A 20,427-nucleotide genomic window follows, 5' to 3' on the forward strand; every position below is an offset into this window, starting at 1 on the left:
GTCGGTGTGGTTTTCATCTTGCCTAAGCCCTTATCTATCACAGCCCAAGCTTTATGGGAATCGTCATGCAGGTCCCGGCGAATTATTGCAAAGGCGACCAGCTCGGGTCGCTCGCGCCGCCCGGTGTCTGGACCTGCCGCAGGTTGCGCCCGGTGATATCAACGGACCACAGCCGCGACTGCCCCTGCGCCCCTTGGGTTTCACGGGTGAACATGATCACCCGGCCATTCGGCGACCAGGTCGGCCCCTCGTCGAGGAAGGACGCGGTCAAGAGACGCTCTTCTTCGCCATTCACCCGCATGACACCGATATGGAACCGGCCCTTGGATTGCTTGGTAAAGGCGATGTAATCACCACGCGGCGACCAGACCGGCGTGCCATATTGGCCGGTGCCACCGCTGATCCGCCGGGCTTCGCCACCCTGAGCGTTCATCACATAGATCTGGTTCGTCCCGCTGCGATCGCTTTCAAAGACGATCTGGCGGCCATCGGGGCTAAAGCTCGGGGCCGTCTCGATCGACGGCGCATTGGTCAGGCGCTGGCTCGCCCCCGTCGCAATGTCCATCGTATAGATGTCGGTGTTGCCGCCCTGGATCAGCGAATAGACCACCGTGCGACCATCCGGGCTGAACCGCGGCGCAAAGCTCATCGTGCCATCTTGGCTCTCCAAGAGGCGGCGGCTCACGCTTGCCACGTCGAGAACATAGACCCGGGGAAAGCCGCTCTCATAGCTTGTATAGAGCACCCGGTCGCCCGTGGGCGAGAACCGCGGGGCAAGCACGATGGACGAGCTATCGGTCAGGTATTTCAGGTTCGCACCGTCGTAATCCATGATCGAGAGACGCTTGGCGCGGTTGTCCTTGGGCCCGGTCTCGGACACGAAAACGACGCGGCTGTCGAAATAGCCGCCCTCGCCGGTGATCCGGCTATAGACCTGATCCGCCACCTTATGCGCGATCCGCCGCCAGCCATCGACCGTGCCGACAAATTGCAACCCGCTGCCGAGCTCTTGGCCCGCGAACACATCCCAGACGCGGAACTTGGCCGTCACCCGGCCCGTTCCGTCGACCGCCACGGCACCGGTCACAAGCGCCTGAGCGTTGATGGCCTTCCAATCGGCAAATTGCACCGGGCTCGAAAAGCTGGTGACACGGCTGATGAACGCGTCTTGGGAAATCTCGCGAAAGAGCCCGGTGCCCGAAAGATCGGCCGCCACGACCCGCGCGATATTGCGCGACAGTTCCTCGGCAGCGCCGCTTTCGGGGACGAAATCCGGCACGGCAAAGGGCATCGGTTCGATCACCCCTTCCTTGATTTCGAGCCGCAGGGGACCGTCCTGGGCCTGCAGAGCCGGAGCCTGAAACGCCACCAGACAGGCCAGCGCGAGTGTCATCATGCGATACATCATTTGATCCTCATATTCTCCGGGTTGAAGGTCATCTCGATGGTTTTCCACTGACCGTATTTCTCAATCGGCAAGTTGAACCCACGGCTGCCACAGCGAATGATCGCCCGGCGCGCCGCCTCAAAGGCCTGCCCCGCCGCAGCAGCGCTGCCGCCGCTTGATCCGATCATCTTGATTGACCCGTTTATCGGTTTGCTGTCTTCGCCCATATCGACCGTCACCACCACCGTGGTGCCGAGCGCCTCGGTGCTGAGCGAGCCCACGTTCCAGCACGACTGCACCGCCACGCGCAGCGCGTCCTTTTCGCCACCCGTCAGGGGCGGCCCGCTTGGCGCGGTGTCGGGCGCAGGCTCACTTGCCTGCCCCAAAGCCGCAGCCAGCGCGTCCTGCACCGCGGAATTATCCGTCTCTGCGGGCTTCGGCGTCGCCGGTTTCGGCGTTTCGGGCTGGGTTTCCGGTTTGGCCTCAGCGGTTTGCGTGGGCCGCTCGGGGCGCGTCTTGGGCCGCATCGACGCGGTGGGGGCGATGGGCCCACCACCCTCTTCGGCCTCGGTCACAATCTCGGTCGCGGCCTCTTCGGGCGCGGTCGCCTCGGCTTCCTCGCGCTGCGTCGTGGCTGTGTCATCTGCCACAACCTCTTCGCGCACGACATCGTCGACGGCCGTTTCCGGCTCAGGCGGGGCGACCTGTTCCGGGGCCACACGGGGGGCCGGGCGCGGCTTGGGGCGCAAGGATTTCTCGGGCAGCAGAACAGCCGTGTCCTGCGGCGGGGTCGGCAGGACGGGGGCCGTATCCTCGACCTGCGCCTCAGGGCGCGGCGTCGGGGCGGGCGGCTCCGGCGTCGGGTCCGGGGTGATCGGTTCAGCCGGTGTCGGCGGGGTCTGTGCCGTCTCCGCATCCGTCTGTGACGAGAGCGCCGGTGTCGGCGACTCGACCGTCTCGGGCGGGGTCGGCTCGGTCACGGAAGACGCTGCATTGGGCGCGCGTTCCGCCGCCATCAACGCCTCGAACTCCTCTGTCGAAATAGCCGTCACCTGGGTCACCTCAAACGGGATCGGATCGGTGTTGAACGCACCGCCAAAGAGCAGCCAACCGATCAACACGGTATGCCCTGCCCCTGATATAATCTGACCCGTGTTCATGGCGGTGGCCATCAGTTGCTCGCATTATCCAGCGTCGGACCACCAGCATCCGTCACGAGCCCGATATCGTCGAACCCACCCCGGTTGAGCGCACCCATGACCTGCACGACATCCGCATAGGGCACAGCTCCATCGGCGCGCAGGAAGACCTTGCTGCCGTCACGCTCTGCCGCGATGGCGCGCAGTTTGCTCACCAGCTCGTCACGGGCCACTTCGGTCGTCTGGATCATCACGACGCCCTCGGCCGTGATGGTAATCGCCAGCGGCTCTTCCTGTTCCCCGGCAAGGGCATTGGCGGCGGTTTTCGGCAACTCGACCGGCACGCCTACCGTCATCAACGGGGCGGCCACCATGAAGATGATCAAGAGCACCAGCATGACGTCGACAAAGGGCGTCACGTTGATCTCGGCCATCGGGCGTGACCGGCCGCGCCCACGGCGTCGGCGGCCACCACCTCCGGTTTTTTGAACCACACCCGCGCCCATGGCTCAGCTATCCAACTGACGGCTGAGAATGGTCGCGAACTCGTCGGCGAAGGCCTCGTAGCCTGCGACGATCCGGTCCACATCCGCGCTGAGCTTGTTGTAGAAAATCACCGCTGGGATCGCGGCGAGAAGGCCGAGCCCGGTCGCAAGAAGCGCTTCGGCGATACCCGGTGCCACGACGGCGAGGTTGGTGTTCTGTTCCTCGGCGATGCCGATAAAGGCGTGCATGATCCCCCAGACGGTGCCGAAGAGCCCGACGAAGGGCGCGGTCGAGCCGACCGTGGCGAGCACCGACAGCCCGCTCTGCAAATCTTCGCTTTCCTTGACGATGGCCACATCCATCGACCGGTCGATCCGGGCGGTGGCATTGGCGATCATCCCGCCATCATTGCGGTGGCTGCGGCGCCATTCGGTCATGCCGGCGGCGAACACCCTCTCGGATTGTCCACTGGCCTCGGTGCCGATCTCGTCAAAGAGCTCATCCAGAGGCTCGCCAGACCAGAATCGCTGATCGAAACGTTCGGCCTCGGCCCGGGCCTTGCGATACATGATGAGTTTTTGAATGATGATCGACCACGCCCAAAAGGATGCGATGATCAACATCAGCATGACCAATTTAACAACAATCGTTGCTCGCGCGAAAAGCGCCCACATGGAGAAGTCCATCTCCTGTGCCAACGCCAGAGTTTCTGCTTCCATCTGCCTGCTCTTTTTGTGGTGGCCGTTTTTTATTTGGCCTTGTTTTGCAGGAAATCTAGCGCAGTTTCACGGGGAAAGCCAATAACAAGCGCATCATGCGCGGCAAAATACCGTTCTTAGTGCAGCAGCAGGCGGATATTCGCCGGGAGACGCACGGGCTGGCCGGCGTCACTGATGCAGACGATCGTCACCACGGCCGAGAAGATCAGGTCTTCGCCGCGCATGACTTGTTGCTCCATCATCAGCCGCGCGCCGGAGACGGAGAGGCAGCGGGTGAGGACCTCGAGCTGGTCGTCGAATTTCGCGGCCATGAGGTAATCGGCCTCGACGCGGCGGACGGCGAAGGCGATGCCGTCTTCCTTCATTGCGACCTGATCGACGCCGAGACCCCGGACCCAGTCGCTGCGGGCGCGTTCGATGAATTTGAGGTAATTGGCGTGGTAAACGATGCCGCCCATGTCGGTGTCTTCATAGTAGACACGGACGGAAAAGCGGTGTTCGTCGCCGGGGCGAGAAAGGGTAACAGATTGTAATTGCTTGGTCATTTACGTGCGCTGCCTCCGGATTCTGCCGCGTCATTCGTCTCGGCGCTCAGCTCATAGCCGCTGATCAGGTTCTCGCGCATGAGGCGCTGGGCCAGGGTGCCTTTGGGCTCGCCGATCTCGGCCAGATAGGCGTCGAGCGCGGCGGCGTAGGACCGGCTGATCGCCACGGCCTCCTCGGCGCTAACCGGTTGAAAACGCAAGGCATCCCCGGCGCGAAGCTGGGTCAGACGGTCGGTGTCGCATCCCAGAATCGTAGCGATCTTGGGATAGCCGCCGGTGGTCTGGTGATCGGCCAGAAGCACCGTCGCCACCCCGTCGCCCGAGACCTGAACAGAGCCGCGGGTGATCGGCTCGGACGGGATTGAGAGCGCCTCGGAGAGGGTCAATTCCGGCCCCGAAAGCCGCACACCCATCCGGTCATAGGCGTCGGTGAGGCGAAATTCCTCCTGTCGGTAAGACGACAGTATTGCGTCGGTAAAGCAACGGTCCTGCGGACCCATCACAACGCGCATCGGATCGGCCATGTTTCGCAGCTCTGGCAGGACGATCTGACCATGCCGATCCTCGCGCAGCTGGGCGTTTTCCACCCGCAGCCGCTGTCCGGTCTGCAGCTGCCCGCCGCCGAAGCCAGAGGTCGAGTGAGTCGCCGCATGACCGAGCCAGCGCTCGGCCTGCAGATCGCCCGCAAAGGCGAGATAGGCCCAGCTGCCCTGCTTGCCGGGGCGGATGCTGAGCCTTTGCCCGGCCTCGATCTCGAACACGGTCCAGCCGCTGAGCTTGGTGCCGCCGATCTCGATCTGAAAATCGCCGCCCGCGAGCGCGAGCGAGAGCCGGCCCGACACGCATTCGAGCTGTAGCCCGCCCATCGAGACCTCGATCACCGTGGCGTCCGCCGCCGCCCCCAGCGCGGCGAGCGCGGCGCGGTAGGCGAGCCGATCCATCGGGCCGGAGGCCGGAACGCCAAAGCGCATGTGACCGCGCCGCCCGGCGTCCTGAAAGCTCACCAGCGGACCTGCGAATTGCACCCGGAACTCTGCGTCGCTCATGTCGCATCCTCCCGATAGCTCGCATCGAATTCAGCGCGGTCGATGCGGCGGAACTTGATCCGGTCGCCCACGTCGAAAAGAAAGGGCCGCGCCGGGTCGTTGCAGAGCACCTCGGTCGGCGAACGGCCGATGATCGACCAGCCGGTCGGCATCTTGAGCGTGGTGACGAGACATTGCGGCCCGGCGATCAGCACCGCGCCACGCGGGATGCCGCGCACCGGGGCCGGTTTGCGCGGGACGCGCAGCGCCTCGGGCACGCCGGAGAGATAGGCATAGCCCGGCGCGAAACCATACATGCCGACGCGGTAATCGCCGGACAGGTGTAGCGCGATGGCCTCTTCCTCGCTGATGCCCCGGGCCTCGGCGACCGCCGCGAGATCGGGGGCGAGATCGGCGTCGTAGCAGACCGGCACCTCATGCAGCGTGCCGGCGTTGTCACGCACCTCAGCGCGTTCGGCACAGCCTGTGATCTGCGCCTGCAATGTCGCGTGATCCGTCACCAGCGGGTCAAACTCGACCAGCAGGTTGACGAAGGCGGGCACGGTTTCCTGCACGCCTTCGATCCCGGCCGCCGCAATCGCCTTGTCCAGCGCGACCACCTGCGCGCTCAGCGCTTCGCTCACCTCGGTGCCGAGCTGCACCATGAGCGCGTGATCGGCCACGGGAAGGAATGTCAGCTCTTGCATGGTCAGCCCGCCGTGAAGGGGGCAAAGGCCACGCCTTCGGCCTCGAGCCGGGCGCGGATCTGCTGGGCCATGGCGACCGCGCTAGGCCCGTCGCCATGCACGCAGATCGATTGCGCCTTGAGCGGGATCGGATCGCCATCGACCACCGGCATCAGCCCGGTCTTGAGAAAATCGAGCAGCCGCTCTGCCGCCGCGTCCGCGTCATGGATCATCGCCCCGTCAGAGCCGCGCGGCACCAGCTGACCGTTGCTCTGATAGCCCCGGTCGGCGAAAATCTCGGAATAGGTGGCGAGCCCCAGCTCGCGCCCCGCCTCTTCGAGACAGGTGCCCGAGATGGCCAGCAAGGCGAGATCGGGATCAATGGCGTGGACCGTGCGGGCGATGGCCAGCGCCACCTCCTTGTTGCCCGCCGCGAGATTGGCCAGCGCGCCATGCGCCTTGACGTAATGCACCTTGACCGGGACGAGCCGCGCCATCGCTTGCAGCGCGCCGATCTGGGCCGCGACCATGCGGCCGATTTCGGCGGGCTGCATCGGGATCACCCGGCGGCCAAAGCCCTCGCGGTCGTTATAGCCGGGGTGCGCGCCGACATGAACGCCACGGTCGGCGGCGGTCTTGAGGGTTTGAAACATCGTTTCCGGGTCGCTGGCATGGCCGCCACAGGCGATATTGGCGCTGTTCACCAGCTGCAGCATCGCCGCGTCATTGCCCATCTGCCAGGGGCCGAAACTTTCGCCCAGATCCGAGTTGAGATCGATCTTCATTCTGTCATCCACCATCCGTCACGCGAGCGCGCCGCGCCGCCGGTCGCGAGCACGCGTCTCTCATGCGCCCAGAGTACGGGCGGGCCACGGTGAAGGCAACGGGGGGCGGGGCTTGGTTTCGCGCTGGGCGCGGTCAGTCGCGGATGTCGTCGATCTTGATCCCGCTGGCCACGATGTCATCGGCAATGGCCTGTCGCGCCGCCGGGCCGTCGCCGCGTTTGAGCGCGTCGATCACGGGGTAATGGTGGCGGACGAAATCATCGGCCTCGGCATAGCTCGCCCAGCTGGCGATCAGCGGCGCCATGCGCAGCCAGAGCCGATCGAGGATTTCGGCGGCGACCTCCATCCCCGACAGCCGGTAGAGATGGCTGTGGAAGGCGCGGTTATGCGACAGGGCGAGATGGGCGTCGCCCTCGGCAAAGGCGGTGAGGATCGTGTCGTTCAGCTCTTCGAGACGGGCGATGTCCTGTGCGGTGGCGCGGGCGGCGGCGGCCTCGGCGGCCATGCCTTCGAGCGTCACCCGCAAGAGCCGGATTTCGGCCAGTTCCGCGCCGCTCAGATGCGGCACGCGGATTTCGCGCGGGCTTGGCATTTCGAGGGCGCGTTCCATCACGAGTTGCAGCAGCGCATCGCGCACCGGCGTGCCGCTCACCGCCATCTGACCGGCGATCTCGCGGATCTTGACCTTGTCCCCGGGGCGGAAATCGCCGTTGAGAATAGCCTGCCGGATCCGGTTATAGACCGTTGTGCCAAGGGTTTCCTTGCTGACCGCCTCGAACTCAGGCATGTCGCTGCCCCTCTGGGTCCGGCTGTGCTCTCATATCGGAATTTCCTATCTAACCCTATAAGCCGTGCGAATATATCCAAGACTTCCCGCGCAGGGAACCGTCAAACGCCCTCACCCGATCCGCGCCTCGATGAGGAAGGGGCCGGGGGTGGCATAGCTCTGCTCGAGGAGCTGCATCAGCGTCTCGGCATCCTCGGCGCGGGCGGCGGGCACGCCAAAGCCCCTGGAGAGCGCCAGCCAGTCGATGGCGGGGTTTTGCAGGCTCATCATGTCCTGGGCCAGCGGTCCGGGGGTCGGCACGCCGATATTGGCCATTTCGCCCTTGAGGATCTCATAGCTCTGATTGGCGAGGATCACCGTGGTCACGTCGAGCCCTTCGCGGGCCTGGCTCCAGAGCGCCTGCAAGGTGAAGAGCCCGCTGCCGTCGGCCTGGACCGAGACGACGCGCCGGTCGCGGGCGCCCATCGCCGCCCCGAGCGCCAGCGGCAGCCCGTTGCCAATCGCGCCGCCGGTGATCTGTACCCAGCTGTGCGGCGGGCCATGGGTCGTGGCGGGCATGACTTCGCGGCCCTGGGTCAGCCCCTCGTCGCAGATGATGGCGTGCTCTGGCAGGGTCCCGGCGATGGCGGCGGCGACGCTGGTGGGGGTGATCGCGCCGCTGGGGCGGGCGGTTTCGATGCGTTCGGTCACGCGGTAGGCCGTGGCCCCGGTGCCGAGCCGGTCGGCCAGCGCCTCGAGCCCGGCGACGGCATCCATGCCGGCCTCGCTGAAGCGGTGGAGGGTGCAGCCTTCGGGGACGACGCTGCCGGGCGTGTCGGGATATGCAAAGAACGAGGCGGGCTCGTCCGTGCCGACCAGCAGGATATGTTTGATATGGCCGATGCGGGCGCGGGCGAGGCCGGGATCATAGGGGATGCGGGCGATGTCGACGCGGCCTGCGCCTCGGTCGTAACGGGGGCCGTTCACCGGCGCGAGATATTCGACATGGGCGAGGCTTGCGAGGCGGCCCAGCGCGCGGGTGCCGGCCTCGCTCAGCGCCGGGCCGGTGGCGAAGATCAGCACCGGCTCGCCACGCTCGATGATAGTGGCGGCCTCGGCGATGACCTCGTCGGCCACGGGGTCGAGACCGGGGACCTGCGGCGCGGAATTGAGCGGTGCGGGACCGGGGCCCCAAGCGAGATCGGTGGGCAGGACCAGTGTGGCGATGCCGCCCTTGGGGCCGGAGGACGCCGCGATGGCCTCGGACACGTCGCGGGCGATGTCCTCGGGGCGGTCGATCTTGCGCACCCAATCCGAGAAGGGCCGCGCAATGTCGACCACATCGGAGGTCAGCGGCGTGTTGAAGCGCACATGGTCGCGCGCGTGATCGCCCACAATATTGAGCATCGGCGTGCGCGCCCGTTTGGCATTGTGGAGATTGGCCAGACCATTGGCGAGCCCCGGCCCGCAATGCAGAAGCGTCAGCGCCGGTTTGCCCGCCATCCGGGCATAGCCATCGGCGGCGCCAGTCACCACGCCTTCGAACAGGCAGAGCGAACAGTCGATGCCGCCGACCCGGTCGAGGGCTGCGAGAAAATGCATCTCGGAAGTGCCGGGATTGGCGAAACAGCGGTCGATCCCCGCCGCCGTCAAAGATTTCACAATGGATTCAGCGCCGTTCATCGCAATCGCCTTTTCAAATCAAATATCATGAGACCCGGCGGGGCGGCCCGCCGGGCAATCCTGTGGCGCTCAGCCGGTGGCGCGGGTGCGGCGCAGCGGGCTGTCGTCCTTCCAGCCGGGCACCGCCGCCAGAAGCGAGCGAGTATAGTCATGGCGCGGCGCGGCAAAGACTTCGGCGGTGCTGCCCGCCTCGACCACGCCGCCCTGATGCATGACGAGGATACGGTCGCAGACCTGCGCCGCGACGCAGAGGTCATGGGTGATGAAGATGATCGACAGGTTGAACATCTCGCGCAGCTTCTGAAAGAGGTCGAGCACCTGCGCCTGAACCGACACGTCGAGCGCCGAGACAGCCTCATCCGCGATGAGGATTTCCGGGCGCATCATCAGGGCGCGGGCGATGCCGATCCGCTGCCGCTGGCCGCCGGAAAACTCATGCGGGTAGCGGTCGAGGCTCGAGGCATCGAGCCCCACGGTTTCGAGCAATTCGCGCGCATAGGCGAGCGCCTCTTGCTTGTCCTGACCCTGTGCCACCGCGCCTTCGGTGAGGATCGTGGCGATCTTGCTGCGCGGGTTGAGCGAGGCGTAAGGGTCCTGAAACACCATCTGGACGCGGTTGCGCTGCGCCCGCAGCTCGCGCGAGGCGAGCGCGCCCCAGTCGAGATCGCCAAGGCGGATCTCGCCTGCGTTAGGCTCCATCAGCCGGGCGATGCAGCGGCCGGTGGTCGATTTGCCCGAGCCGCTTTCACCAACGATGCCAAGGGTTTCGCCCCGTTTGAGATCAAAGCTCACCTTGTCGATGGCGCGGACCTCGCGTTTCGGGGTGAAGAAGCCGCCGCTGGTGACAAAGGTTTTCTCCAGCCCGGTGACCGAGACCGTCACCTTGTCGGCGCTCAGGTCGCGGGGCGCGGGCGGGATGAGCGAGGGCACGGCGTTGATCAGGCGGCGGGTGTAATCGGTCTGCGGCGCGCCGATGACATCGGCGGTGGCCCCCTGTTCGACGATCTCGCCCTGCCGCATGACGATCACCCGGTCGGCAATCTCGGCCACGACGCCGATGTCATGGGTGATGAAGAGCACCGCCATTCCGTGTCTGTCCTGCAGGTTGCGCACCAGTTTGAGGATCTGCGCCTGGGTCGTGACATCGAGCGCGGTGGTCGGTTCATCGGCGATCAACAGCTTGGGCTCGAGCGCCAACGCCATGGCGATCATCACCCGCTGCCGCTGGCCGCCAGAGAGCTGAAACGGATAGGCGCGCAGGATCTTGGGCGGGTCGGGAAGACCCACCTCTTCGACGAGCTTGAGCGCCTTGGCCTCACGCTCTTCCTTGCTGAAGGCGCCATGGGCCTCGAAGACCTCGGCGATCTGATCCTTGATCCGCATCAAGGGGTTGAGCGCGGTCATCGGTTCCTGAAAGATCATCGCGACCTCGGAGCCGCGCATCTGGCGCTTTTCCGCATCCGAGAGCTTGAGCAGGTCGCGCCCGCCCATTTCGATCGTGCCGGACACCGGGGTGAGCCCCGGCGGCAGCAGGTTCATGATCGTGTTGGCGGTGACGGATTTGCCCGAGCCACTTTCGCCGACGATGCAGAGCACCTCGCCCGCCGCCACGTCGAACGTGATGCCGGTCATGGCATGGGGCCGGTCGGCCCCTTCGGGCAGGGCGACGCTCAGGTCTTTGACAGAAATCACCATGGTCTCACCGTCCTTTCCGCGCCAGACGCGGGTTGAGCGCATCATTGAGCCCTTCGCCGATCAGGTTCAGCGCCAGCACGGTGAAGAGGATGGCAAGCCCCGGAAAGACGCAGATCCACCACGCCTGCCGCAGCACGGTGCGTCCGGCGCCGATCATATAGCCCCAGCTCATCACATTGGGATCGCCCAGCCCGAGGAAAGACAGCGCGCTCTCGAGCAGGATGGCGCTCGCCACCATGAGCGAGGCCAGCACGATGATCGGCGAGATGGCGTTGGGCAGGATCTGACGGAAGATGATATTCATCGGCGACAGGCCCGACAGGATCGCCGCCTGCACATATTCCCGAGATCGCAGCGACAGGAATTCGCCGCGCACCAGACGCGCCACCGGTGGCCAGCTCACGATGGAGATGGCGAGGACGATGCCGCTCAGCGAGGGTTGCAGGATGGCGACGATGACGATGGCCAGCGCAAAGCTCGGGATGGTTTGAAAGAACTCGGTGAAACGCATCAGGATGTCGTCCCAGATGCCGCCGAAATAGCCCGCGAGCGCCCCGATCGGCAAGCCGATCAACAGCGCCACCAGCGTCGAGACCAGCCCGACGATCAGCGACACCCGCGCGCCATGCGCCAGCCCGGCGCCAATGTCGCGGCCGAGAACATCGGTGCCAAAATAGAACCCGTCGAGCGCCATTGGCGGCTGAAACGGGCGCTGCACCATGGTCCAGGGCGATTGCGGATAGATGAACGGGGCGATGACCGCGACGATCACCACGATCGACAGCAGGATGAGACCGGCCACCGCGCCCTTGTTGCGGAGGAAGTTTTTCATAAACGCGTTCATGTGTTCAGCTCGATACGGGGATCGACCAGCAGGTAGATGAGGTCGGTGATCAGGTTGAAGAGGAGGACCATCGCCGAAGAGATCAAAAAGACCCCGAGCAGCACATTATAGTCGCGCTGCAACAGCGCATCGAACATCAGCCGCCCGATGCCGGGCCAGGCAAAGACCGTTTCGGTCAGCACCGCGCCGCCGACGATCTGTCCGGCCTGAAGCCCGGCGAGGGTCACCACCGGCAGGATCGCGTTGCGCAGGATATGGCGGCGGGCGATGCGCCCTTCCGACAGGCCCTTGGCGCGGGCGGTCTTGACGAAATCCTCGGCCGCGGTTTCGAGAAAGGAGGCGCGGGTCATGCGGGCATAGATGGCGGTGAAGAAGAGCCCCAGCGTGGTCGCGGGCAGCACCAGATGATGCGCCACGTCGAGCCAGTAGCGAAAGCCTGTCAGCTCGCTGCCGATGCTTTCCATCCCGTAGGACGGGAACCAGCCGAGCTGTACCGAGAAGAGAAGGATTGCCATGAGCGCCACCCAGAAGAGCGGCGTGGCATAGAGCAGGAGCGCCGCCACGGTGATCGCGGTATCGGCCCATTTGCCGACGCGAACCGCCGCCATGACGCCTGCGACCACGCCCAGCACGATCGACAGCACGAAGGCCGCGCCGGTGAGCAGGAGCGTCGCGGGAAGCCGGTCCATGATGAGATCCCAGACCGGCGCGTCCTGCCGGTAGGAATAGCCCATGTCGAGCTGCAGCAGCCCGGAGATGTATTTCCAAAGCTGGATATGGAAGGGCTGATCGAGGCCGAATTTTTCGCGCAATTGCTGCAGGAAAAGTTCGTCAGAGGCCCCCGCCTCGCCCGCCATGACCGCCGCCGGATCGCCCGGGGCCGCGTGAATGAGACAGAAGTTGAGGATGACGATGGCGAAGAGGATGACCGCCGCCTTCGCAAGCCTCATGAGAATATATCGCAGCGTTTGCATGGGTCCGCCTGTGTTGGGGTGGCCCGGACGGATGTCGCCCGGGCCGTGGGTCAATTACCGAAGGGCTCAGCGGTCGAGCCAGGCGTCCTTGAACCCGTCGTTCACGCCGATGGCGGTGGTCACGAGATCCTTGACGTCGCAGCGGTAGATCGTCGGGAAGGACAGTTCGAGCAGCCAGGCCGCGGCCACGTCTTCGACGATCTGGGCTTGGGCCTTGGTGTAGAGCTCTTGGCGCTCGGCCGCGCTGGCCTTGAGGGCCGCATCGGCAAAGAGCTGATCCACCTCGGCATTCTCATAGCCCGAAACGTTGTTCCAGGGGCTGCCCTTGGCGATGTTGGAGGAGATATAGCTCCGCCCCACGCCGAGCGCCGGATCGCCATATTGGTAGAGATAGGTGAAGCCGAGATCGAAATCCCAATCCGAGAGCTTCTGGTTCCAGCCCGCCACATCGGTGGCGACGATCTCGGTTTTTACACCAACCGCGTCGAGGTTCTGCTTGACCGCTTCGGCCCAGCGGTTCCAGGTCTCGCCATAGGGCAAGGGCAGGATGCGCACCGGGGTGCCGTCATAGCCGACGTCGTCCAGAAGGGCCTTGGCCTTTTCGGGATCGAACTCGTATTTTGCGACGTCCGTGTCGTAGAAACGGGTCTTGGACGACACCGGGCCATGGGCCACTTCGGCATAGCCGTTCCAGATCACGTCCTTCATGAACTCGCGGTTCATCGCATGCATGAGCGCCTGACGGAATTTCGGCTTGGCGGTCCAGCCTTCGCGGTTGTTCACCCACATGAAGGAATGCGGCGCGAAGAATTCCCAGCCCTCGGTGGTGGTGCAGACATTGTCCATACCGGCAAGGCGCGGCACGTCGAAATTCTCGACCGAGCCGCCGGGCAGCACGTCGATCTGGCCGGTCTCAAAGGCCACGGCGCGGGCCGCCGCATCGGGGATCACCTGCCAGTAAATCTCGTCGAGATAGGGCAGACCGTCGATGTAGTAATCCTCGTTCTTCACGAGATGGATATAGCTGCCCTTCTTCCATTCCTGAAACTTGAACGGGCCGGTGCCGATGGGCGTGGCATTGGCCGGGTTGTCCTTGAAGCTGGTGCCTTCGTAGATGTGCTTGGGCACGATCGGCATGGTGCCCGCCTCGAACATGCCGAGGAAGGGGCCGAAGGGGTTTTTCAGCTGAAACACCACGGTTTCGGCATCGGGGGCGGTGATGCTCTCGACATGTTCGAGACCGACGCGGAACCGCGCATGGGTTTCGCGCAGAAAGACATCGGCGGAGAACACCACGTCATCGGCCGAGAAGTCTTCGCCATCATGCCATTTCACGCCGCTGTGCAGCTTGAACGTATAGGTGAGCCCGTCGTCCGAGACGGTCCATTCCTTGGCGAGCGACGGCTGCGGATTGAGATCCTTGTCGTAGCGCAGCAGGCTTTCATAGATGTTGCCCGCGACGTTCTGGGTCGGGCCGTTCTGGATCAGCCCGAGCATCAGCCCCGGCGGTTCCGGCTGGACGACGACATTGATCCGGCCGCCCGATTTGGGCTCGGCCATTGCGGCTGTCGCCACCATGGCGGCGCCGATCAGGCCGGAAAGAAGTGCTTTCTTCATGGGTGTTTTCTCCTGTTGGTTCCCCGGTGTTTCCCGGTTTTTAACTTTGTGGCGAGCGGCCAGTTGGACCCTCTTTGCCAAGGCTGGCAAAGCCGGGATGGCGCCCCTGCGCACAGCGTAGCCCCCTTGATGCAACATGCAACACGATTCCTTGGGCGGGTCCGTGAACGGGCATCCGCGTCACGCCGACACGCCTGCAGAACAGGCACCCCCAAGGAAAGATGCGAGGTTTTCACTCAGTATTTCAGAGACATAACCGCCCTCCTGGCAATAGACCGTAGGAAGACCGAGCCCGGCAATCGCCGCGCCGATGCGGAAAAATCCGCCCGTTGTGACCGACGCGCCGGCATAGGGATCGGCCTCTGACGCGTCGAGCCCGGTGGCCACGACGAGCGCCGTGGGCGCATAGAGCGCGATCCGATCCAAGGCCGCATCAAGGCTGCGCATATAGAGATCATCGCCGGTCGCGGGCGGCAGCGGCAGGTTGAGATTATAGCCCTCCCCCACACCCGCACCGCGTTCGCAGGCGTGGCCCCAATGGAACGGGTAGAACTCGGCCGGGTCGCGGTGGATCGACACGGTGAGCACATCAGCGCGGTCGTAGAAAATCCCCTGGGTCCCGTTGCCATGGTGGATGTCGATATCGAGGATCGCCACCCGCGCGTGACGGGTCCGCAAGGCCTGCGCCGCGATGGCGGAATTGTTCAGAAAGCACGAGCCGCCCGCCATGTCGCCATAGGCATGATGCCCCGGCGGCCGACAGAGCGCATAAGCCTGAGGCGCGCCCTGCATCACGATCTCGGCCGCGGTCAGCGCCGATTGCGCGGACCTGTAAGCCGCCGCAAAGCTGCGCGGCCCGATGGGACAGTTGGTGTCGCTCATATGCCAGCCGGTCTGGCCGACGACGCTTGTCGGATAGGTTGCGGCATAGTGGTTGGGGTGAATATTGGGCACCACTTCGGGACCGGGATCGCCGGGAAGCGCCTGCCAGCGGTCATAGGCCGAGGTGAAATACTGCAGATATTCCGGCGAATGGACCGCCGCAATCGGCCCCATGCCGAAATCCTGTGGCATCTCGACCGGAAGCCCGAGCTGGGCCAGCCCGGCGAGCAGATGCTCTGTCCGGTCCGGCGAATCCCTGCTGCGCTCGACCCGGCCTTTGACGAGGAAAAACGATGGGTCATGCCCGGCCTGATCCGGATGGTAAATTGCCCGCAAATCCTTGGCTTTCTTGTTGAAACATTCATCCCCTGCCGCGGCAGCGCGCGGCAATTCCCGAACAGGCTGCACGATCCGTTAACCCAATGCAATAAATTTGTTGTGTGTTATATCTTATTGGCTAAGGTCGGATTGTCACCGCCGGTCATCGACTCGGCGCGATCAATTGTCATTTCAAGAAAGCCCTTGTTTTACAGCGTCGGGGATGACGCGTCGCAAGGCTCAGGGAGGCCAAAACATGTCCGTCAACCCAAACTCTATCGAGGCGCGCGACGTCGCCTATCACATGCACAGCTATACCAATGCCCGCACCCATCAGGCGAATGGCCCGGTGGTCATCGACCGTGGCGAGGGGGCCTATGTGTTCGACAGCACGGGCAAGAAGTATTTCGAGGCCATGTCGGGCCTGTGGAGCGCGGGGCTCGGCTTTGGCGAAGAGCGGCTGGTCAAGGCGGCGAGCAACCAGATGGCCAAGCTGCCCTATTACCACAATTTCAATTCCAAATCGCACGGGCCGGCGATTGATCTGGCGGAAAAGCTGATCAGCATCGCGCCGGTGCCGATGAGCAAGGTGTTCTACACCAATTCCGGATCGGAGGCGAATGACACGGTGATGAAGCTCATCTGGTATCGCTCGAACGCGATGGGCAAGCCGGAGAAGAAGAAGATCATCAGCCGTCAGCGTGGCTATCACGGGGTGACCATCGCCTCGGCGAGCCTCACCGGTCTGCCCAACAACCACCGGTCCTTCGACCTGCCGATTGCCAATGTGCTGCACACCGGCAGCCCGCATCACTATCGCGACGCGCAGGACGGCGAGACGGAAGAGGCCTTTGCCAGCCGCCGTGCCGAGGAGCTCGAACAGATGATCCTCGCCGAGGGGCCCGAGACGATCGCCGCCTTTATCGGCGAGCCGGTGATGGGGGCTGGCGGGGTGATCGTGCCGCCCGCGACCTATTGGGAAAAGATCCAGGCGGTGCTGCGCAAGTATGACATCCTGTTGATCGCCGATGAGGTGATCTGTGGCTTTGGCCGCACCGGGCAGATGTTTGGCAGCCAGACCTTCGGGATCGAGCCCGATATCCTCGTCATGTCGAAGCAGATCACCTCGACCTATTTCCCGCTCTCGGCCTTCATGATGAATGAGCGTGTGTTCGAACCCATCGCGGATGAGACGAACAAGATCGGCGTGTTGGGCCATGGGTTTACCGGTGGCGGCCATCCTGTCGGCGCGGCGATTGCGCTCGAAACCCTCGCCATCATTGAAGAGCGCGACCTCGTGGCGCGGGCGCAGGAGTTGGGCGCGCATATGCAGTCGAGACTGCGCGGGCTCTCCGATCATCCGCTGGTCGGTGAAGTACGGGGCGTCGGCATGATCGCGGCGGTCGAGCTGGTCCTCGACAAGGCAGCCAAAACCGGCGGCGAGACCCCCGGTGCACTCGGGGTTCAGGCCAATCGGCAGCTTGAGGCCAAGGGAGTGATTTCGCGCAACATGATGGATGCGATGGCGTTTTGCCCGCCGCTCGTCTCGGCGCAGGCGGATCTCGATTTCATGGTCGACACGCTGGCCGAGACGCTCGACGAGATGCAAGCAGCGATGTGACGCGACGGGGGCGCGCGCCACGGCGGCGCCCCCTTCCCCGGTCACTTCCTCCGGGCCATCCCCCCTTGCCCGGCAGGCGCGCAGGGCATAGGTCATTTGCAACGGGGCCCAACAGGACATCTGGACATGACGGCGCAAGCGGACAGACCCATCGTCGCGGTGACCGGCGCGAGCCGGGGCATCGGACATGCCATGGTGAAGGATTTCCATCAGGCGGGCTGGGAGGTATTTACCCTCGCCCGGACGCCGTTTTCCAAGGTCTGCCCCTGGGCCGAGGGCATCGTCAAACATATCGAGGTCGATCTGTCCGATCCGAGCTCGATCCTAGCCAGCTGTGAGGATCTCAAATCGCGGCTGGGGGACCGGGGGCTCAACGCGCTGGTCAACAATGCGGGGATTTCGCCCAAGGATGACGCGGGCGGCAGGCTCTCGGCGATGGAGACATCGCTGGCGACCTTTCAGCAGGTGCAGATGGTGAACCTTCTGGCGCCGATGGTGCTGAGCCAGCAGCTCCTGCCGTCGCTGCGCCGGGCGCGCGGGGCCATCGTCAACGTGACCTCTATTGCCGGTACGCAGATCCACCCCTATGCCGGTGCGGCCTATGCCATTTCCAAGGCCGGGCTGTCGGCGCTGACCCGCGAGCTGGCTTATGAGCTGGCCGAAAGCGGGGTGCGGGTGAATGCGGTGTCGCCGGGCGAGATTGCCACCTCGATCCTGTCGCCGGGGACCGATGAGCTGGTCGAGCGGCATGTGCCGATGAAGCGGCTCGGCGACCCCAAGGAAGTGGCCGAGGTCGTGACATTCCTGTGCAGCGCCAAGTCCTCCTATGTGAACGGCGCGGAAATCCCGATCAACGGCGGTCAGCACCTCTGAGCGCCCCTGATTCTCTGGCGAATTGCCGCACTCTGCCCTCCTAGCAGAGGGGGCAAACGCCCCTATGCCGTGAGATCATCAACGCCAAATAAGCGGTTGTGAAGATGCGCAAATCGCCCCCAGACGTCGGGGCGCAGAGCGGGTCGCACCTGTGCTGCGCCCGCCAACCCACTGGATTTTTTCGGGATTTTTCGATAGACTGAGGGATAGGGGAAATTTTTTAGGTAGTATCGCTATGAAGAAATTCATTCACATGGCGGCTGTTCTTACGCTGCTCGGCACGGGCAGTGCCGCAAACGCAGAGACCATTCCATCGCCATATAGCACGCTCGACGGGCAAGAGGTCATCTCGCTCTACAGCGACAAGACATGGCCTTGGAGCAAGGGCCACGCCTATTTTGGCCCGGCCGGTCAGTTTCAGGCCACCACCGGACCGCAGGACAGCGCTACGGGGCGCTGGTACGCGACCTCGAACGGCAAGCTGTGCTTTGCCGGGGAGTGGACGAGCGGCAGCACGTCATCACCGTCGAAACGCTGCTGGCAGCATGTGCGCGACAGCGATGGGCAGCTCTGGCAGGCCCCGGTCGGCGGCACTGGCCAACGGTCCAACTGGACCCGGTTCGACAGTGCCGAGATGCTGATCGACGGCAATCCGCGCAAGCATCTCTACATGACGGCCAGCGGTCAGCGCGAACGGATCGTGGCGACGCGGCTTGCCGCCGATGATCTGGCGCGGCTCTATACGGATCGGACCTGGCTCTGGGACGAAGGCTATGCCTATTTCGCGCCCGGTGGCGGGCTCACCGCCGCGATGGGGCGCGAGTCCTATGGCGAGGGGCGCTGGTTCACCAATGCTAAGGGGCATCTGTGCATCAATTCGACCTGGCACAGCCCACAATATGCGCCGCGCAGCTCGACGCGTTGCTGGCTTCATGCGCGCGATGCCGAGGGCAATATCCATCAGACCGATGCCGAGGATATGACCGCATGGTACAGGTTTGACCCGAAGGCGAAGCTGCGCCACGGCAATCCCAATGCGCGCCAATTCGCGGCGATCAAGACCCGGCTGTCGCAGTAACGCGCCGGGTCAGCCGGGCAGTGATTATTGGCGGGACGCCACCTGGCGACCGCCAAGCCGCCCGACCACCCTATCGAACCGTTTGCCCGTGGGCGTCGGCGATAGATCGTCTGAGACCAGATTGATCTGTGGCACCGTGCCCTTCCAAGGATAGGGGTTGGCCGCAAACCAGGCGTGGCGTTCGACAAAGGGCAGAGCTTCCATCATTTCAATCGCCGCCTGTGCGAAATCGGCGCTTTGACCATAGCTGACCGAGCCGGGGCGTGACCAATCGATGAGTGCAAACTCGGTCACCCAGATCGGCCGCCGGTATTCGCGATGCACCGCCTGCAGCCAGCGCCGGAATTTCCCCACATCGCCATCGCGGGAATAGTAATGGACCGCCATGAAATCGACGCGCAGCCCGCGCGCCTCGACCTGATCCATGAAGCGGCGCTGCCATGATCCAGGGCCAAGCGTGCCGTCCTGGGTCGTGGCCGGGCTGCCGAGACGCACGCCCTTGGCCATCAGGCGCGGCCAGAGCGCCACCGCCCGCTCAACCGAGAGCCCCGCCTGATGTTTGCCACTGCGCCCGTCCGGTTCGTTGAAGCCAAGAAGCGCGCGCACCGGGCCGGAGGCGCGGATCGGTTTGCCGACATCCTTGGCACTATGGATCATCGGCACGAATTCGACCTGCCGCGAGCGGCGACCGGGGGCATAGAGCTGATCCGCGCGCCAATTGTAGTACCAGCCGAGGCCCGGGCTCTGTTCGATCCAGTCGAGCATCGTGTGGCGGGAGTTTTCCCAAGCCCCGACGCCCGCCTTCTGGGCCAGCGCCGCACCGGTTAGGCAGGCGTATATCAGGAAGGCAGTGGTGATCTGGCGCATCTCGGTCCCTCGGCTCTGTCACGCCAAAGGGATGCAGGGCTGCGGCAGGTGTATCTTGCCCCAAAGCCCGCGGCATGTGCTGTCGCGGGCATGGGTTTGTGTGTACTTTCTTCGGTTTACCTGCTCGTAACCTGCCTGACCCCTTGGCCTAGCTCCTTTGATGATATATAGATACTCCTATACGCCGCAAGATATAGGCGCCCCTTGCCGAGAATCGCGCAAGATGTTGCCACTCCCCTAGGCAACGGGTCGTAAATCTATGTTGGGTGGCGCACAGGAAACCTATTTCGGGTTGAGACGCCGCTGCGCGACTCGACCTATAGTTGTATTTCCGGCCAATTTTGCCCCATTTTCAACAAATTGATTTGACGGCGTCACCGGGCCGCCGCCTAATTAAGTCATTGTTATAACTTTCTAGAACGAACGAGTGCTTGGGG

The 20,427-nt window shown here is 64.1% G+C and carries 20 protein-coding genes; 4 read left to right on the forward strand and 16 right to left on the reverse strand.

The features are described from left to right. Window positions 1-82: 82 nt before the first annotated feature. Genes tolB through tolQ form a run of 4 tightly spaced genes read right to left on the reverse strand, consistent with a single transcriptional unit; the run spans window position 83 to window position 3,698 of the window. Window positions 83-1,405, reverse strand: a complete 1,323-nt coding sequence (gene tolB, locus WA237_RS01345; protein ID WP_009812684.1) for a Tol-Pal system beta propeller repeat protein TolB — start codon at window positions 1,403-1,405, stop codon at window positions 83-85. Then, window positions 1,405-2,547 carry an energy transducer TonB gene (locus WA237_RS01350; RefSeq protein WP_336096931.1) on the reverse strand — a complete coding sequence of 381 codons (1,143 nt, stop codon included), beginning with the start codon at window positions 2,545-2,547 and terminating at the stop codon, window positions 1,405-1,407. The genes tolB and WA237_RS01350 overlap by 1 nt, the downstream gene beginning before the upstream one ends. An 11-nt stretch (window positions 2,548-2,558) precedes the next feature. Further along, window positions 2,559-3,032: a protein TolR gene (gene tolR / locus WA237_RS01355; RefSeq protein WP_040617812.1), complete on the reverse strand. Its 474-nt coding sequence runs from the start codon at window positions 3,030-3,032 to the stop codon at window positions 2,559-2,561. 3 nt (window positions 3,033-3,035) lie between these two features. After that, window positions 3,036-3,698 (reverse strand): protein TolQ, encoded by a 663-nt coding sequence (gene tolQ / locus WA237_RS01360; protein WP_246557592.1) that lies wholly within the window; start codon window positions 3,696-3,698, stop codon window positions 3,036-3,038. On the opposite strand from tolQ, the gene WA237_RS01365 reads away from it, so the two are divergent. Beyond that, a complete protein-coding gene (locus tag WA237_RS01365; protein WP_254655712.1) occupies window positions 3,595-3,816 on the forward strand; it encodes a hypothetical protein in 222 nt (73 codons plus the stop codon). The two genes, tolQ and WA237_RS01365, sit on opposite strands and share 104 nt — an antisense overlap. Window positions 3,817-3,847: 31 nt before the next feature. Here the strand turns inward: WA237_RS01365 and ybgC are convergent, their stop codons facing one another. From ybgC to WA237_RS01420, 11 genes are all read right to left on the reverse strand, one after another. Continuing rightward, window positions 3,848-4,276, reverse strand: a complete 429-nt coding sequence (gene ybgC / locus WA237_RS01370) for a tol-pal system-associated acyl-CoA thioesterase (RefSeq protein WP_050754100.1) — start codon at window positions 4,274-4,276, stop codon at window positions 3,848-3,850. After that, the gene (locus WA237_RS01375; protein ID WP_336096380.1) at window positions 4,273-5,322 is read right to left on the reverse strand and encodes a biotin-dependent carboxyltransferase family protein; all 1,050 of its coding nucleotides are present in this window, start codon (window positions 5,320-5,322) and stop codon (window positions 4,273-4,275) included. The genes ybgC and WA237_RS01375 overlap by 4 nt, the downstream gene beginning before the upstream one ends. After that, window positions 5,319-6,008: a 5-oxoprolinase subunit B family protein gene (locus WA237_RS01380; RefSeq protein WP_336096381.1), complete on the reverse strand. Its 690-nt coding sequence runs from the start codon at window positions 6,006-6,008 to the stop codon at window positions 5,319-5,321. Before WA237_RS01380 ends, WA237_RS01375 begins: the two co-directional genes overlap by 4 nt. Window positions 6,009-6,010: 2 nt before the next feature. Beyond that, window positions 6,011-6,772 carry a LamB/YcsF family protein gene (locus WA237_RS01385; protein WP_009812691.1) on the reverse strand — a complete coding sequence of 254 codons (762 nt, stop codon included), beginning with the start codon at window positions 6,770-6,772 and terminating at the stop codon, window positions 6,011-6,013. Window positions 6,773-6,905: 133 nt separating this feature from the next. Then, window positions 6,906-7,559, reverse strand: coding sequence for a GntR family transcriptional regulator (locus tag WA237_RS01390; protein WP_336096382.1), 654 nt, complete (start codon window positions 7,557-7,559; stop codon window positions 6,906-6,908). Window positions 7,560-7,670: 111 nt separating this feature from the next. After that, window positions 7,671-9,221: an acetolactate synthase large subunit gene (locus WA237_RS01395; RefSeq protein ID WP_336096383.1), complete on the reverse strand. Its 1,551-nt coding sequence runs from the start codon at window positions 9,219-9,221 to the stop codon at window positions 7,671-7,673. Window positions 9,222-9,290: 69 nt separating this feature from the next. Further along, entirely contained in the window at window positions 9,291-10,916 is a 1,626-nt protein-coding gene (locus tag WA237_RS01400; protein ID WP_336096384.1) for an ABC transporter ATP-binding protein, read from the reverse strand. Window positions 10,917-10,920: 4 nt separating this feature from the next. Next, the gene (locus WA237_RS01405) at window positions 10,921-11,760 is read right to left on the reverse strand and encodes an ABC transporter permease (protein WP_009812695.1); all 840 of its coding nucleotides are present in this window, start codon (window positions 11,758-11,760) and stop codon (window positions 10,921-10,923) included. Next, window positions 11,757-12,734 carry an ABC transporter permease gene (locus WA237_RS01410; protein ID WP_040617815.1) on the reverse strand — a complete coding sequence of 326 codons (978 nt, stop codon included), beginning with the start codon at window positions 12,732-12,734 and terminating at the stop codon, window positions 11,757-11,759. The genes WA237_RS01405 and WA237_RS01410 overlap by 4 nt, the downstream gene beginning before the upstream one ends. A gap of 66 nt (window positions 12,735-12,800) precedes the next feature. After that, complete coding sequence (locus WA237_RS01415) at window positions 12,801-14,351, reverse strand: ABC transporter substrate-binding protein (RefSeq protein WP_336096385.1); 1,551 nt, start codon at window positions 14,349-14,351, stop codon at window positions 12,801-12,803. Between the two features lie 180 nt (window positions 14,352-14,531). Then, window positions 14,532-15,569, reverse strand: a complete 1,038-nt coding sequence (locus WA237_RS01420; RefSeq protein WP_336096386.1) for a histone deacetylase family protein — start codon at window positions 15,567-15,569, stop codon at window positions 14,532-14,534. 238 nt (window positions 15,570-15,807) lie between these two features. On the opposite strand from WA237_RS01420, the gene WA237_RS01425 reads away from it, so the two are divergent. The 3 genes from WA237_RS01425 (at window position 15,808) to WA237_RS01435 (ending at window position 19,123) form a co-directional block, all read left to right on the forward strand. Continuing rightward, complete coding sequence (locus WA237_RS01425) at window positions 15,808-17,172, forward strand: aspartate aminotransferase family protein (protein WP_336096387.1); 1,365 nt, start codon at window positions 15,808-15,810, stop codon at window positions 17,170-17,172. A gap of 126 nt (window positions 17,173-17,298) precedes the next feature. Beyond that, entirely contained in the window at window positions 17,299-18,045 is a 747-nt protein-coding gene (locus WA237_RS01430; protein WP_009812701.1) for an SDR family NAD(P)-dependent oxidoreductase, read from the forward strand. Window positions 18,046-18,298: 253 nt separating this feature from the next. Further along, the gene (locus WA237_RS01435; RefSeq protein ID WP_336096388.1) at window positions 18,299-19,123 is read left to right on the forward strand and encodes a DUF995 domain-containing protein; all 825 of its coding nucleotides are present in this window, start codon (window positions 18,299-18,301) and stop codon (window positions 19,121-19,123) included. A 24-nt stretch (window positions 19,124-19,147) separates the two neighbouring features. Here WA237_RS01435 and WA237_RS01440 read toward each other — a convergent pair whose 3' ends face one another. Beyond that, the gene (locus tag WA237_RS01440; RefSeq protein WP_336096389.1) at window positions 19,148-19,990 is read right to left on the reverse strand and encodes a glycosyl hydrolase; all 843 of its coding nucleotides are present in this window, start codon (window positions 19,988-19,990) and stop codon (window positions 19,148-19,150) included. Window positions 19,991-20,427: the final 437 nt, after the last annotated feature.

It is taken from the genome of Roseovarius sp. CH_XMU1461 (genome assembly GCF_037027165.1).
In the GTDB taxonomy this organism is placed as follows: Bacteria; Pseudomonadota; Alphaproteobacteria; order Rhodobacterales; family Rhodobacteraceae; genus Roseovarius; species Roseovarius nubinhibens.